The organism is Mycobacterium zoologicum (assembly GCF_020181635.2).
Lineage (GTDB): Bacteria > Actinomycetota > Actinomycetes > Mycobacteriales > Mycobacteriaceae > Mycobacterium > Mycobacterium zoologicum.
Map to the genome: position 1 here is coordinate 1 of NZ_JAYJJS010000004.1, position 14,841 is coordinate 14,841.

Here is a 14,841-nt window from a genome sequence, read left to right on the forward strand (position 1 = left end):
CATCGCTAACAGCTCGCCGCGCACGTCGGGGCTGTAGCGGTCCTGGCCGTTCACCAGCTCACCGTGGCGCTCCAAGGCCGCCAGTTGCAGGGCCATCGAGGCGGCCAGGTAGCGCCCGCACTGCCCACCCGAGGCCGCCCAGACCTTCTGCAGCACCTTCAACGCGTCGTAGGAGTACTTCGGCTCACGCTGCCGGCGAGGCCGCTTGGCGACCTGCCGACCCACTCCCGGCGGCCGGGCCGCGGCTCTCAACCGCCGCCGAGCGTTGTCACGCGACCAGCCGGTGACCTGCACAACCTGATCCAGAATCTGGCACTTGTCCGCCTTCGGCGCCTTCACGTACGCCTGGGCGAACCTCGCGGTGATCTCAGCACGAGACGACATCGACAGCCCACTTCCCATGCCCCACGACGATCACCGTTTCGCGGGCATTTTTACGTGATGCACCGAGGGTGTTTCGCGGGCACTTCCCGTGATGCTCGTCGGATCCTGTCGGTATTGATGAAGCATAATGACAATCTGTCGAATGCGCGCGCCAATACGTTCATGGATATCGCCTACCGGGCGTACTGCCCCCAGTACATGCCGTAGTTGCGGTGGCCCGCGCCGCCTGGCGAGGGCTTTGCCGGTCACCAGGTGGGCGCACCGTAGTGAGTCTGCCTCCGAAGATCGAGACGGCCGTCACAGCTATTGAATTCCTGGTCGAACGTCACGCGCTGTCGCGTTGAATTCACTCGTATGCCGATATACGATTAATTCCATCGCGTTCAAGAAATGTAGATTAACGGACGCGATAATATTTATTTTTGGAAGGCTTGAATTCACATGAGTAAAATTCACATGAGCAATTCTATTGTGCATCCTTTGGGCGTTATCGCCGCCGGACTGCTGGCGGTCGGCATTGCGCCGGCCGGCGTGGCATTCGCCGCCCCCGACGCCGACGGTGCCACTCCGGCACCGGGAGCTGGTGCTGTTGTCACCACCTCGGCCGGCCCCAGTGGCGGCGCGCAACCCGCGCCCATCGTGCCTGCGGCGCCGATGATGGCCGGCGCTTCGGCGCCCGCCGGCCCGGCGACACCGCCGGCCGGCTGCCACGTGGTGTGGTTCAACGTCTTCGCCGCCGCCTGCATGCCCGGCAAGTAGCCGCGAGCCGTCCGGGCCTGCGGCCCTGTTCCATGATTCGCCGACCCAACCGAGGAGTCGGCCGGTTAGACATCCCAGGGTCGTAAGTTGTCAAGCGGCCCGGGTATCGGGGTTGGTTTGGCGGTGTGCCCAGGCTTTGTGTTCGTCGTAGGTGCTGTGGTGGCGTATGCAGCCGTGCAGGATGCCGACGAGGCGGTTGCCGAGGGCGCGTAGGGCTTGGTGGTGCAGGTCGCCGGCGGCGCGGTGTTGGTCGTAGAAGGTGCGGGCGCCGGGGCTGGTGGTCAGGGCGCAGAAGGCCCATTGGTCGATGGCGTCGTAGAGGCGGCGGTTGCGGACGTGGCGGGCGAGCACGGCGCGTTTGCGGCCTGAGGCGATCGTCAGGGGTGATGTTCCGGCGTAGTTTTTGCGACACTTGGCGGTGGTGTAGCGGTTCGGGTCGTCCCCGAATTCACCGAGCACCCGGGCGCCGAGGATGACACCAAGTCCTGGCAGGGAGCGGTAGATGTCGGCGTCCGGGTGTGCCTCAAAATGTGTTGCCAGCTCGGCCTCAAGATCGGCGATCTGGTGGTTGAGCTCGACGATGATGCCGACCGCAGCCCGGGTACTGGCCCCGAACGCGGCGGTGACTGCGGCGGGAGCGGTGAGCTGCGGGGTGCGCAGGGCGACCTGGATGTGTTGTGCACGGGTGTCGAGGTTGCGTTGGCGTCCAGCGGCTTTGAGCGCAGCACGGATCTTTGACAGGCTCAGGCGTCCAGCGTCGGCGGGGGTTGGGGCGCGGCCCAGGATGGCCAGCGCGTCACGGTCGGCCAGATCATCGAAGGCATCCAGCGCCGCGGGGTAGTACTCGCGCAGCGCCGAGCGCAAACCGTTGGTGTGGCGGGTGCGCGCCCAGATCAGATTCTGGTGGGCCCGGGCCAGCACCTTGATCGCCTCGGCCTTGCCGCTGTCACCGGCGATCGGGCGATGGTTGTGCCGGTCGGTGCGCACCAGATCGGCCAACAACTTCGCGTCAGACGCATCGGACTTGGCTCCCGAAATGTGGTGGCGGTCGCGGTAGCGGGCCGCCGCGAGCGGGTTGACCGCGAACACCTGGTATTCGGCTGCGGTCAAGGCATCCACCCACAGACCGCGGTCGGTTTCGATGCCGATCACCACCTGCTCGGGCTCCTCGGCATGCTCGGCGATCATCTCGTGCAACCGCCCGATCCCGGCCAGGCCTTCGGGCAGTCGCCGCGACGCCAGCCTGTCGCCGGTGTCGTTCATCAGATACACGTCGTGATGGTCTTCTGCCCAGTCGTCTCCGACGAACAGCATCGATGGGCCTCCCTCGGTTCAGCGTGGGTGAATCCTGTTCGAGCCGAAGGACACCCGGCGGCGACCTAATGGATCAGTGCTCAGCCGGCACGACATCCCATGAGAAGCCCTATGTCAAGCCGCCTCGCGTCAAGCGAGGATGCGCTGGAGTGCGCGGTGTTTGTTGGGGTCGTAGGCAAGGTTGTCGTGCCAGCAGTGCCAGATGACGTGGAGCCAGGCTCGGGCCAGGATGCGCACGGCGTGGGGATGGTCGTGACCGCGGGTTCGTGCGCGGTCGTAAAGTTCGGCGGCCCAGGGGTTGACCAGTCGGGTGTCGGCGGCGAAGTCGGTGACGGCATCGCGCAGTTGTTTATCGCAGGACCAGCGGAATCCGACGATGCGGGATTTGCCGGATTGGCGGGTCGAGGGTGCTGCGCCGGCCAGGCAGGTCAGGGATTCGGGCGTCGGGAAACGGGCGCGGCAGTCTCCGATCTCGGCCAGCAGCCGGGCGGCCCGCACGCGTCCGGCCCGTGGCAGGGACGTGAAGATGTGGGCGTCGGCGTGGGCGTCGAGTTGGGTGTTGATCTGGGCCGAGAGCGCCTTAATCTGCGCCACCAGGGTGTGCAGCAGCGCGACGTAGCTGGCGGTGATGTGGGCCTGGGTGGTCCCGTGGATCCCGGTGGCGCCGGGAGCGGCGGCCAGGATGCGTTGGTGCAGCACGGTGGGGTCGACCTTGCCGGAGTAGCCCTGTTTGGACAGCCAGTCGCCGAGCCGCTTGGGGGTCAGCCAGTTGATCTTGTCCTGGGTGTCGAAGCGGGTCAGAAACGCCAAGCTGATTGCGGAGTCGAGATCCTTGAACAATCCGATGGCGGCGGGCAGCACGTTGCGCAGGTGGGCGCGCAGCTGATTAGCCACGGCCACACGATGATTCACCAAATCCTTGCGGGCTCGGCAGGCGCGGCGCAACGCGACGGTGGCATCGGTATCGGGGATCAGCGGGCGCAGGCGAGCCCGGTCGGTGCGCAAGGTGTCGGCGAGCACGTAGGCGTCGAACCGATCGTCTTTGTTGCCGGCCGATCCGTAGCGGCCGCGCAGGTTCTTGACCTGATTCGGGGAGATAACCACCACAGTGACCCCGGCGGCGAGCAGGGTGTCGACGACCGGGCCGTCGGGGCGTTCGATAGCGACCTCCACGGCCTGGTGACGGCCGAGGAACTTGACGAGTTCGCGCAGCCCGGCAGCGGTGTGGGTCAGTGTGCATCGGGCCAGCTCGCGCCCGCGATCATCGACGACGCTGACCGCATGGTCGTCTCGGGCCCAGTCCAGGCCGGCGGTCACCCCGCCGGGCGGTTCCTCGGGCAACCTCATGGAATCGGTGGGGGTGTTACTGGCAGACTTCATGTCAGCCTCCTCGCTGCTTGCTCCAGTGGGGAGGCACCCATTTGTGTCGGTGCCGTTGGCGCCGGGGCGTGGTTGCCGGTTCGCTCACTGATCGGCGCTCGCGGCCACAGGTGGCGTTGGCGCTCAGCCCTATCGACGGTCGGCACGCCCCGGGCAACCACCAGGTCCTGCAGATCTCATGATGGACATCAATTGCGTCAAGCGAGCAGGGCAGTGACCTGGTGGCACCTCGGGTGCATCAACGCTTCATCTAGAAGCGATGACCTCAGGAAGGTAGACCAGTGAGCGCTACAGATGACCTCACCAACCGGCCGGGGCACGATCTAACCCCAGGAGTCGAGCATCACTCCAGGTCAAAGTAGTGCTCACCGGCCGGCGGCTCGGTGATCAGCCTCCCGCTCAAGAACCAAGATCCCCGGTAAGGACACGCTGATCGATTCCCATTAGGTTGAACTCATCATGAGCGAGCCGACCTCTGACACCCCGACGTCGAGTATCTATCTGGCCGCCACCGAAGGCGGTACCGGAAAGACCGTGATCGCACTGGGGCTGCTGCACCTGCTCGCCGCATCCGCTTCACGGGTCGGGGTGTTCCGGCCGATCGTCCGGTCGCTTGAGGAGACCGACGAGCAACTCGAACTGCTGCTCGCGCACGCCACCGCCAAGCTCGACGACCACACCGGCTGCCGCGGCGTGACCTTTCAGCAGGTCCACGCCGACCGCGAAGCCGCGTTGAGTGAGATCGTCTCGCGCTTCCACGAGGTCGCCCGGCAATGTGATGCCGTGCTGGTGGTGGGCAGTGACTTCACCGACGTCGTCAACCCGAGTGAGTTGAGCTTCAACACCCGCGTCGCCGTGAATCTGGGTGCACCGCTGGTCCTGGCCGTCAACGGCCACAATCGCGACCCGCAGTCCATCTCCGAGATCACCGCGCGCTGCCTGGCCGATGTGGCTTCGGTGCATGCACGGCCGGCCGCGGTGATCGCCAACCGCTGCGATCCCGACCGGCTCGCGGAGGTCACCACCGCTTTGGCGGGAATCGACGTGCCAGCGTTCGCGGTTCCGGAAGTGCGGTTGTTGTCGGCCCCGACGATGGCCGAACTGTGCACAGCCCTGGGCGGCACCGTCTACAGCGGCGACCCCGAGCTGATGCGCCGAGAGGCGCTCAGCGTGATGGTCGGCGGTATGACGGCCGAGAACATCCTCGAGCGCCTCAGCGAGGGCCAGGTGGTGATCGTGCCGGCCGACCGCTCCGACGTGCTGCTGGCACTGCTGAACGCGCATGAGGCACAGGGCTTCCCGTCGCTGTCGGGGATCATCCTCAACGGCGGTCTGCTGCCGCATCCGGCCATCGACAAACTGGTCAAGGGGATGCGGCCCAAGCTGCCGCTGATCGCCACCAGCCACCGCACCTACGACACCGCCGAGCAGGTGTCGCACACCGGATCCCGGATCACCGTCGACTCGCTGCGCAAGATCGACACCGCGCTGGCGGTGATGGCCGCCCACGTCGACCGCGCGGAGTTCGCCGAACGGATCCGGGTTCCGGCGTCGACGGTGGTGACACCGCAGATGTTCGAGTACCGGCTGCTGGAACGAGCCCGGTCCGACCGCCGCCATATCGTGCTTCCGGAGGCATCGGATGACCGGATCCTGTTGGCGGCGGGGCGATTACTGTCCCGCGGGATCGTCGACCTGACGCTGCTCGGGGTCGAGGACGTGGTGCGCGGGCGCGGCGCCGAACTGGGGGTGGATCTGGACGCCGCGCAGGTGATCGACCCGAGCAGCAGCGGCCTGCTCGAATCCTTCGGTGCCGAATACGCCCGACTGCGCGCACACCGGGGGATGACCGAGGACCGCGCTCGCGAGATCATGCGGGACATCTCCTATTTCGGCACCATGATGGTGCAGCTGGGGATCGCCGACGGGATGGTGTCGGGTGCTGCGCACACCACCGCGCACACCATCCGTCCGGCGTTCGAGATCATCCGCACCGCGCCCGGAGTGTCGACGGTGTCCAGTGTGTTCCTGATGTGCCTGTCGGACCGGGTGCTGGCCTACGGCGACTGCGCGGTGGTACCCGATCCGACTGTCGAGCAACTCGCCGACATCGCGATCTCCTCGGCGGCCACCGCAGATGCGTTCGGTATCGAACCCCGGGTGGCGCTGCTGTCGTACTCCACCGGTGAGTCCGGATCCGGGGCGGGAGTCGACAAGGTGCGTGCCGCAACGCAATTGGTGCACGAGCGACGCCCCGACCTGCTGGCCGACGGCCCGATTCAGTACGACGCCGCGGTTGACGAGGGGGTTGCGGCCGCGAAGATGCCGGACTCGCCGGTGGCCGGGCGGGCCACCGTGCTGGTGTTCCCGGACCTGAACACCGGCAACAACACCTACAAGGCGGTGCAGCGCAGCGCCGGCGCCGTGGCGATCGGGCCGGTGCTGCAGGGATTGGCCAAACCGGTCAACGACCTGTCCCGGGGCGCACTGGTCGATGACATCGTCTACACGGTCGCGATCACCGCGATTCAGGCACAGGGAGCCACATCGTGAGCGACGCCGGCCTGGTCCTGGTACTCAACTCGGGCTCGTCATCGATCAAGTACCAGCTGGTCGACCCGGAGGCCGGAACCGCGGTGGTCTCCGGACTCGTGGAACAGATCGGCGAGCCCGACGGGCCGGTCGCCGATCACGCCGCCGGACTGCGGCTGATCCACCGGCGGCTCATCGACTCCGGCGTCGACCTCACCGCCGTGCGCGCGGTCGGGCATCGGGTGGTGCACGGCGGCAGCCGGTTCTTCGCGCCCACCCTGATCACCGATGCGGTGGTGGCCGAGGTGGAACGGCTCGCCGAGCTGGCGCCGCTGCACAATCCGGCCAACGTGATCGGAATCGAGGTGGCCCGCAAAGACTTTCCCGACGTGCCGCACGTGGCGGTGTTCGACACCGGCTTCTTCCATTCGCTACCGCCGGCTGCCGCCCACTACGCGATCGATCACGACGTTGCCACCGAATACGGCATCCGCCGCTACGGATTCCACGGCACCTCGCACGAATACGTCTCGCGGGAGACCGCCGCGGTCCTGGGTCGCGATCCGGCCGAGCTGAATACCATCGTGCTGCATCTGGGCAACGGGGCCTCGGCGTCGGCCGTGCGCGGTGGCAAGGCGGTCGAGACGTCCATGGGGCTGACCCCGCTGGAGGGGCTGGTGATGGGCACCCGCAGCGGTGACATCGACCCCGGCGTGCTGTTCCACCTCAACCGCACCGCCGGCTTCGGCGTTGAGCAACTCGACGAGTTGCTGAACCGCCGATCCGGGCTGAAGGGACTGAGTGGGATCAACGACTTTCGGGAGTTGCTCGGGCAGCGGGCGGCCGGCGGCGCGCCGGGCGAGGCGGCCGGGCTGGCCTATGACGTCTACATCCACCGGCTGCGCAAGTACGTCGGTGCCTACCTGGCGGTGCTCGGCCGCGTCGACGCGATCGCCTTCACCGCCGGGGTAGGAGAGAACGTGCCCGACGTGCGCGAGGATGCGCTGGCGGGCCTGGACGGGCTGGGCATCATCGTCGACCCGCAGCGCAACCGCTCCGGCAGGGGCGCGCGGATCATCTCCGCCGATGCCTCACGCAGCACCGTCCTGGTGGTTCCCACCAATGAGGAGCTGGCGATCGCCCGCGCCGCCTGGGAGTTCGTGTAACGGCCGTGATGCGGGATTCGGATGCGACCGCACCGCTGTGGCGTGCGGCACAGCTGTTCCGCCTGCTGAGCTGCCTTTACGCCCTGGGTTTTCAGATCGCGATCAACGACGACCTGGCCCGGCCCGGGGTCAGCTGGCTGCTGTTCGCGGTGCTGATCGCGTGGAGTGCCGCCTGCGCGATCGCCTACCTGCGCGGCTTCGGCCGGCGCCCGGCCTGGGTGATCGCCGAGCTGGCTGCCGTGGTGGCGTTGATGCTGTCCACCGAGGTGGTCGCCTCCCGGGTGTGGGCGCTCGAAAACCAGACCTGGCCGACGACGCTGTGGGCCAGCAACGCCGTCATCTCGGCGGCACTGCAGTTCGGCCCCGCCGGCGGCATGCCGGCCGCGATCGTGGTCACCGCCGCCAGTGCGTTCGTCAAGGGCTATCTGAGCCTCAACTTCGGCCGCAACGCCACAGTGGTCATCGAGTTGGCGCTCGCGCTGGCGGTGGGCATGGCCGCCCAGACGGCACGGCGCGCCCATGACGAGCTGCAACGCGCGGCCCGACTGTCGGCGGCGACCGAGGAACGCGAACGGTTGGCCCGGCATGTCCACGACGGCGTCATGCAGGTGTTGGCGCTGGTCGCCCGGCGCGGCCGTGAAATCGGCGGTGCAGCAGCGGAGTTGGCGGATCTGGCCGGAGAGCAGGAACGCGCGCTGCGCAGGTTGGTCAGTTCGGTCGAGTTCGCCGCGACCGAAGACACGGTCGCCGGCGAAGCCGACCTGCGCGCCCTGTTGAGCCTCCGTGAGGACGACCGGGTGTCGCTGAGCCTGCCCGCCACGCCGGTGATGCTGCCGCGCGGCACCGCAACAGAACTCGACGCGGCGATCGGCAACGCGCTGGACAACGTGCGTCGCCACGCCGGCCCGGATGCGCGGGCATTCGTGCTGTGCGAAGACCTCGGCGACATCGTCACCGTCAGCGTGCGGGACGACGGCGTGGGCATCGCCGCGGGCAGGCTGGAGGAGGCGGCCCGACAGGGACGCGTCGGAGTCTCGAAGTCGATCGTCGGCCGGCTCGCAGCACTGGGCGGCAGCGCCGTGTTGCACACCGATGTCGGGGAGGGAACCGAGTGGGAACTCAGCATCCGACGGTGATGGTCGTCGACGACCATCCGATCTGGCGGGACGCCGTGGCCCGAGACCTCGCCGAGTCGGGGTTCACTGTGGTGGCCACCGCCGACGGGGTGGCCGCGGCGCGCCGCCGGGCCGAGGTGGTCAGACCCGATGTAGTCCTGATGGACATGCGGCTCGGTGACGGCGACGGAGTCGCGGCAACGACCGCGGTGCTTGAGGTCTCGCCGTCGACGCGGGTGCTGGTGCTGTCGGCCTCCGACGAACGGGACGACGTGCTGCAGGCCGTCAAAGCCGGGGCGACCGGCTATCTGGTCAAGAGCGCTTCGCGCGACGAGCTGAACGCCGCCGTGGAAGCCACTGCCGCCGGACGCGCGGTGTTCACCCCCGGGCTGGCCGGACTCGTGCTGGGTGAATACCGCCGACTCGAGCGCAGCCCGGACGCCGGGCCCGCAACCCCCGCCCTGACCGAGCGGGAGACCGAGGTGCTGCGCCATGTGGCGAAGGGCCTGTCCGCCAAGCAGATCGCGGTGAAACTGTCGCTGAGCCACCGCACCGTCGAGAACCACGTGCAGGCCACGTTCCGCAAGCTGCAGGTCGCCAACCGGGTGGAGCTCACTCGGTACGCCATCGAGCACGGGTTGGACGAATAACGGATCGGATCAGGTAGTCCTACTCATCCGCTGGGGCCATTCACCCGGCATCGTGGCCGATATGACCGAACCGCGAGCCGTCATCAACCGGCTCTCCGCCGAATGCCACGCACTGTCCTGGCAGCTCAACCGGGTTTCCGGGGAACTCGCCGAACTCGATCGGATACTCGGCAGCGCACCGGCTCCGGTTGTTCCGGTTGTTCCGGCGGCCCCACCGCCGCCCGCACCGTGGCCGACCCACACGGAACCGAAACCGGCGCCCGCCGTGGGCGACTCGGGCTGGGTCGGCAAGCTGCTGGCCGTCGCGGGAGTCGCGGTGACCCTGGTCGGGGTGGTACTGCTGCTGGTGCTGGCCGCCCAGGCCGGCGTCCTGCGCCCCGAGATTCGGGTCGCCGGTGGCTTCGCGCTGTCGGCTGGGCTGGTCGGGGTGGCATGCCGGCTGCGCACCCGGCCGGGCGGACGGATCGGGGCCATCGCGCTGGCCGCCACCGGGATCGCCGCGGCCTACCTGGACCTGGTCGCGATCACCGCGCACTACCAGTGGGTGCCGGCACCGGTCGGGTTGGCGGTCGCCGCCGCGGTGGGCGGCGCCGGCCTGGCCCTGGCGCGACGCTGGGACTCCGAACCTCTCGCACTGCTGGTGCTGGTCCCGCTGATCGTGCTGGCCCCGATCATCAGCGGTGACGTCGACCTACTGCTGATCGGTTTCCTGCTGGCACTGTCGGCGGCGGCGCTGCCGGTTCAGCTGGGCAGGGACTGGACCGGGATGTTCGCGGCCCGCATCGCGGCGGCGACGCTGCCGCTGCTGGCCGCACTGGCCTTGTCCGGCGGGCACGACCGATGGCTGATCGGCGGCGCCTGCGGCGTCGCGGCGATTCTGGCCGTCGTCAGCGGACTGCTGTTGCTGCCGACCACCACCCGGCCGGGTCCACTCGCGCTGCTGACCGCCGCCGGAACCCTGCCGGTGCTGGCCGCCGGGGCCGCGATGGACCGGGGGCCGGCCACCGTGCTGGCGGCGGCGCTCTCGATGGCCATGCTCGCCGTCATCCTCATTCACCGGGCACTGCCGCCGGTCGTCGTGCAGGTCTTCGCGGCGCTGTCCGCGGTCGCCGCACTGATCGCGATCACCACGGCTTTCCACGGCTCGGTGCTGGCCCCAATACTGCTGGCCACGGCCGTCATCGTCGCCGTCGCCGGCCGACAGAGCGGTGTGGCACGTTGGGTAGCAACGGGATTCGGGTTCGCCGGCGGAATCGTATACCTCAGCTACGCGTCACCGGCCAGCCTGATCATCGCGACGGCGATGTCGGCTGCCGACACAGTGTCCACGCTGATCGCCAGCTTGCTGCTCATCGCGCTGGTGGCCGCCACCGCACGCGCATACGCCGCCGGCGGGGTTGGCCAAGGCGCGAACTCCGCCGATGCGCCGATCCTGGCCACGGCCGGCGGGGCGCTGATCGGCTACGCCGTCACCGCTTTCACCGTCACCCTCGGTGTCGCGATCGGCGGTACCGGCGGATTCCTGGCCGGCCACATGGCGGCCACGCTGTGCTGGATCGCGATGGCGGCCGCCCTGTTCCGCTACGCGTTACGCCTGACCGACCGCGACGCCCGAACCCTGCCGATGGCCGCCGGACTGGCGCTCACCGGAGCCGCCACCGCAAAGCTGTTCCTGTTCGACCTGGGCACCCTCGACGGCATGGTGCGGGTCGCAGCATTCATCGTCGCCGGCCTGCTGCTACTGGGCATGGGCACCGGCTACGCCCGCAGCCTGGCGCAACAGGACGCCGGCGGACAGAGTTGATTCGAGAAAGGCAACAGACGATGACAAATCTGCTGGGCTTCCCCGGACCCGCCGAACTCGCCGCGGCAACACCGGCCGAGCGCGACCGCGCCGTCGACGTCATGCGGATCACCGCCCTGATCGGCGTCGTGGTCGGGCACACCGTGATGGCCACCAGCGTGATCCGCGACGGCGTGCTGATCTGGGACAACCTGCTCACCACGTCGACGGCGTTTGCCGCACTGACCTGGATCTTCCAGATCATGCCGCTATTCTTCTTCGCCGGCGCGGCGGCCTGCCTCACGTCGTGGCAGCCGGGTGCCGACTGGGGCGGCTGGCTGATGAAGCGTTGCCTGCGGCTGTTCCGCCCGGTGTTCTACTACCTGGCGTTCTGGGCCTGCGCGCTGACCGTGCTGTACCCGGTGTTGCCTCGGCACGTCTACGAACCGGTGGCCGGGGTCAGCATTCAGCTGCTGTGGTTCCTGGGCGCCTACGTTCTGGTGCTGGCCGCGATCCCGGTGCTGTACCGGATCGCCACGCCCGCTCGGCTGGCTGTCGGCGTCGGCACTGTCTACGCCGGTATCGCCGCCGTGGACGCGCTGCGGCTGCACTGGCCGGCGTTGGCGCCGTTGGGATATCTCAACCTCGCCGTCTGGCTCATACCGGCGATGTTCGGGGTGGCCTACCGGCGCGGCCTGCTGGCCCGGCCCGCGGCGCTGGTCGTGGCGGCGGCGCTGCTGGCGGTCAACGTGGTTCTGATGCGGTTCGGGCCCTATCAGTTGAGTTTGGTCGGCACCGGCGATCACCAGCTGTCCAACACGAGCCCGCCGTCGCTGCTCTTGGCCGGCCATGCGGTCATCATGAGCGCCCTGGCGATCTGGGCGGCGCCGGCGATCACCCGGTGGGCGCAGCGGCCCCGGGTCTGGTGGCTGACCGCGATCGGCAACTCCGGGGCGATGACGCTGTATCTGTGGCACATTCCGGTGCTGCTCGGCGTGCACCTGCTCTTCGACGGCCTCGGCCTGCCGCGTTACCCGGGTCTGCCACACTTCGTGGCGCTCAGCGTCATACAGGTGCTCTTGGTGGCGGCGGTGATGGCGGTGCTGTTCGTGGTGCTGCGCCCGCTGGAGAACAACCCGTTGCCGGGCTGGGACTCCCCGGTGGCGATAGCACCGGGGCGCAGCGGGCTAGTCGGGTTGCTGCTGATGGTGGCCGGGGCCGCGACACTGGTCGCGATCAAATGGGGGCTCAAAGACGATGGGCTGATATGCGTAGCGGTGATGCTGGCCGCACTGGTGGGTGCCCGTGCGTTGGCCGCTCAGCCCAGCAGTTCGTCGTTGTGCTGACCCGGTGTGGGGGGAGCGCCGGTGACGGCGGCATCGAACGAGCGGTAGCGCGCCGGGGTGCGCACCACGGTGATCGCGGTGTCACCCTCGCCGGTTCGCAGGGCCAGCTGATTCTCGGCGAACAGCGCGGTGTCCACCACCTGCTTCCAGGTGTTGGCCAGACACGCCATCAAACCGTTGCGCTGCAACCGATCCACCCACTGCTCCGACGTCGCCGTGGTCAGGGTGGACTCCAGCTCGGTGATGAGCTCGGCGTAGTTGATCGACCGGGAGCGCTGGTCGGCGAACCGCGGATCGGCGATCAGATCCAGCCGTTCGATGGTGCGGCACAGCGTGTCCCAGTGTTTGGGCGTGTAGGCGCTGATCACGACGTAGCCGTCGGCGGTGCGGAACGCATCCGAGGGCTGGGTGGCGAACCCGACTCCCTTGCGTCGCTTGGCCGGCGCGGCAGCCGGTGATGCGGCGCGGGCCTCTGCCGGGCGGTTCAGGTGCACGGTGAGCTGGTTGGCCTGCAACGCCACCGCCACGTCGTACATCGCGACCTCGACCACGTCGCCGGTGCCGTGGCGTTCCCGGTTGAGCAGCGCGGCCAGCACCGCCTGCGCCAGCACATGGCCGCTGGCATTGTCGACCAGTTGGAACGGGATGATCTGCGGCTTGCCGTCGGGGGTGCGCATCCCGGAGGACATGCCCGCCTCCGCGGCCACCATCAGGTCGACCCCGGGGCGGTCGCCGTTGGGCCCGTTGCCGCCGTACGCCGACAGTCGCGCGTAGATCAGCCTCGGGTTGCGGAGGCGCAATTCGTCGGGGCCCAGCCCGAGCCGCTCCATCACGCCGGGCCGGAAGGACTCCAACACCACGTCGGCGCCCTCGACCAGCGCCAGGATCTTCTCGGCGGCCTCGGCGGTCCGCAGATCGGCGGTCACCGACTTCTTGCCTCGGTTGTTGGGCAGAAAATAGACGGCCAGCGGGGGGCGGCCGGGCAGCACCGAGGTGATCTGCCGGCTGGCGTCGCAGCCGGGTGCCTCCACCTTGATGACTTCGGCACCCAGATCGGCCAGCACCTGACCGGCCAGCGGCCCGGCCACGTTCTGGGTGAAGTCCACGACCCGGAAGCCGTCCAGTGGTTTGGGGCCGTCGGCCATATCCGGTGCCCTCCGATCGACGAATATCCCGCAACCCTAGAGCCTCGCGATCCGATAAGTCAGGGGCGCACGGGAGGCTTCCGGCGATGCCGCGATCCCCTAAGGGCCGCCACGGTAAAGTCCAATCCTGTGAGATTCGGCCGATCGACCGTGTTGCCGGTTCTGCTCGTTGCTGGCGCGCTGACGGTTTCGGCGTGCGGCGTCGACGCCGGCGGAGCCGCATTGGTCGGCGCCCCGGACGTGGCGGTGGACTGCGGCGGCAAACAGGATCTGCGGGCCGGCGGTTCCACAGCGCAGGAGGCGGCGTTCGAGCAATTCGCCTACGCCTACAACCGATCCTGCCCGGGCCAATCCCTGACCTACAACGCCAACGGCTCGGCGGCCGGGGTCGACGACTTCCTGGCCAACGCGACCGACCTCGCCGGCACCGATGTGGTGCTCGACCTATCCAGGGGGCAGCCCGACCGGGCTGCGGAGCGCTGTGGCTCACCCGCATGGCACCTGCCGGTCGTGTTCACCCCGATAGCTCTGGCCTACCGCATCAACGGGATCACCAACCTGAACCTGGACGGCCCCACCGTCGCGAAGATCTTCAACGGCACCATCGGCACCTGGGACAACCCCGCGATCAAGGCGCTCAACGCAGGCGTGGCGCTGCCCTCGCTGCCGATCCACGTCGTCTACCGCAGCGACAGGTCGGGCACCACCGCCAGCTTCCAGAAGTACCTCGACAGCGCCTCCGAGGGCGCCTGGTACGGCGGTTCCGGTGAGTTCTTCAACGGCGGCGTCGGCGAAGGAGCCGCCGGGGACAGCGGCACGTCGGCGGCCCTGCAGAACACCGACGGCGCCATCACCTACACCGGGTGGTCGTTCGCGGTCGGCAAGCAGCTCCCGATGGCGCAGATCATCGCCTCGGACGGGGCGCGCCCGGTCGGCATCTCGGCCGAGTCGGTCGGCCAGACGATCGCCGGGGCGAAATTCGTGTCGGGCTCCGGGCAGAGCAACGACCTGGTGCTGGACCTGGCGTCGCTGTACAAGCCGACCGAGGCCGGCAGCTACCCGATCATGGTGGCGACCTACGAAGTGGTCTGCTCGACGTACTCGGACGCGGCCGTCGGGTCGGCGGTCAAGGCGTTCCTGCAGTCTGCGATCGGCCCCGGCCAGGACGGACTGGACCAGTACGGGGCCATTCCGTTGCCCTCGGCGGTCAAATCGAGGCTGCTGACGGCGGTCAACGCCATATCGTGAGCACCGGCCGGGCCGCCGC

The 14,841-nt window shown here is 68.5% G+C and carries 11 protein-coding genes and 1 pseudogene; 8 read left to right on the plus strand and 4 right to left on the minus strand.

The window, feature by feature from the left end; genetic code table 11:
• A pseudogene (locus K6T84_RS04250) lies at nt 1–384 on the minus strand (integrase); the annotation flags it as partial.
• A gap of 456 nt (nt 385–840) precedes the next feature.
• On the opposite strand from K6T84_RS04250, the gene K6T84_RS04255 reads away from it, so the two are divergent.
• Nucleotides 841–1,143: a hypothetical protein gene (locus tag K6T84_RS04255; RefSeq protein ID WP_224972559.1), complete on the plus strand. Its 303-nt coding sequence runs from the start codon at nt 841–843 to the stop codon at nt 1,141–1,143.
• 90 nt (nt 1,144–1,233) lie between these two features.
• Here K6T84_RS04255 and K6T84_RS04260 read toward each other — a convergent pair whose 3' ends face one another.
• Nucleotides 1,234–2,457 carry an IS110 family RNA-guided transposase gene (locus tag K6T84_RS04260; RefSeq protein ID WP_225400491.1) on the minus strand — a complete coding sequence of 408 codons (1,224 nt, stop codon included), beginning with the start codon at nt 2,455–2,457 and terminating at the stop codon, nt 1,234–1,236.
• A 129-nt stretch (nt 2,458–2,586) separates the two neighbouring features.
• On the minus strand, nt 2,587–3,837 hold the full coding sequence (locus K6T84_RS04265; RefSeq protein WP_225400490.1) for an IS110 family RNA-guided transposase: 1,251 nt from the start codon (nt 3,835–3,837) through the stop codon (nt 2,587–2,589).
• 459 nt (nt 3,838–4,296) lie between these two features.
• Between K6T84_RS04265 and pta the strand changes: the two genes are divergently transcribed.
• The 6 genes from pta (at nt 4,297) to K6T84_RS04295 (ending at nt 12,429) form a co-directional block, all read left to right on the plus strand.
• Entirely contained in the window at nt 4,297–6,390 is a 2,094-nt protein-coding gene (pta, locus tag K6T84_RS04270) for a phosphate acetyltransferase (RefSeq protein WP_225400489.1), read from the plus strand.
• Complete coding sequence (locus tag K6T84_RS04275; RefSeq protein ID WP_225400488.1) at nt 6,387–7,535, plus strand: acetate kinase; 1,149 nt, start codon at nt 6,387–6,389, stop codon at nt 7,533–7,535. The genes pta and K6T84_RS04275 overlap by 4 nt, the downstream gene beginning before the upstream one ends.
• A gap of 8 nt (nt 7,536–7,543) precedes the next feature.
• Nucleotides 7,544–8,671: a MacS family sensor histidine kinase gene (macS, locus tag K6T84_RS04280; protein WP_225402044.1), complete on the plus strand. Its 1,128-nt coding sequence runs from the start codon at nt 7,544–7,546 to the stop codon at nt 8,669–8,671.
• Nucleotides 8,671–9,300: a response regulator gene (locus K6T84_RS04285; RefSeq protein ID WP_224977160.1), complete on the plus strand. Its 630-nt coding sequence runs from the start codon at nt 8,671–8,673 to the stop codon at nt 9,298–9,300. Before macS ends, K6T84_RS04285 begins: the two co-directional genes overlap by 1 nt.
• Nucleotides 9,301–9,361: 61 nt before the next feature.
• Nucleotides 9,362–11,104 carry a DUF2339 domain-containing protein gene (locus K6T84_RS04290; protein WP_225400487.1) on the plus strand — a complete coding sequence of 581 codons (1,743 nt, stop codon included), beginning with the start codon at nt 9,362–9,364 and terminating at the stop codon, nt 11,102–11,104.
• A 20-nt stretch (nt 11,105–11,124) separates the two neighbouring features.
• A complete protein-coding gene (locus K6T84_RS04295) occupies nt 11,125–12,429 on the plus strand; it encodes an acyltransferase family protein (protein ID WP_225400486.1) in 1,305 nt (434 codons plus the stop codon).
• On the opposite strand, the gene K6T84_RS04300 is transcribed toward K6T84_RS04295, so the two are convergent.
• Nucleotides 12,402–13,574 (minus strand): CaiB/BaiF CoA transferase family protein, encoded by a 1,173-nt coding sequence (locus K6T84_RS04300; protein ID WP_225400485.1) that lies wholly within the window; start codon nt 13,572–13,574, stop codon nt 12,402–12,404. The two genes, K6T84_RS04295 and K6T84_RS04300, sit on opposite strands and share 28 nt — an antisense overlap.
• A gap of 129 nt (nt 13,575–13,703) precedes the next feature.
• Between K6T84_RS04300 and pstS the strand changes: the two genes are divergently transcribed.
• Entirely contained in the window at nt 13,704–14,822 is a 1,119-nt protein-coding gene (gene pstS / locus K6T84_RS04305) for a phosphate ABC transporter substrate-binding protein PstS (RefSeq protein ID WP_224861998.1), read from the plus strand.
• Nucleotides 14,823–14,841 lie beyond the last annotated feature (19 nt).

Coding starts and splice junctions, on each gene's coding strand:
- K6T84_RS04255 (WP_224972559.1), top strand. CDS start 841: ATGAGCAATTCTATTGTGCATCCTTTGGGCGTTATCGCCGCCGGACTG.
- K6T84_RS04260 (WP_225400491.1), bottom strand. CDS start 2,457: ATGCTGTTCGTCGGAGACGACTGGGCAGAAGACCATCACGACGTGTAT.
- K6T84_RS04265 (WP_225400490.1), bottom strand. CDS start 3,837: ATGAAGTCTGCCAGTAACACCCCCACCGATTCCATGAGGTTGCCCGAG.
- pta (WP_225400489.1), top strand. CDS start 4,297: ATGAGCGAGCCGACCTCTGACACCCCGACGTCGAGTATCTATCTGGCC.
- macS (WP_225402044.1), top strand. CDS start 7,544: ATGCGGGATTCGGATGCGACCGCACCGCTGTGGCGTGCGGCACAGCTG.
- K6T84_RS04285 (WP_224977160.1), top strand. CDS start 8,671: ATGGTCGTCGACGACCATCCGATCTGGCGGGACGCCGTGGCCCGAGAC.
- K6T84_RS04290 (WP_225400487.1), top strand. CDS start 9,362: ATGACCGAACCGCGAGCCGTCATCAACCGGCTCTCCGCCGAATGCCAC.
- K6T84_RS04295 (WP_225400486.1), top strand. CDS start 11,125: ATGACAAATCTGCTGGGCTTCCCCGGACCCGCCGAACTCGCCGCGGCA.
- K6T84_RS04300 (WP_225400485.1), bottom strand. CDS start 13,574: ATGGCCGACGGCCCCAAACCACTGGACGGCTTCCGGGTCGTGGACTTC.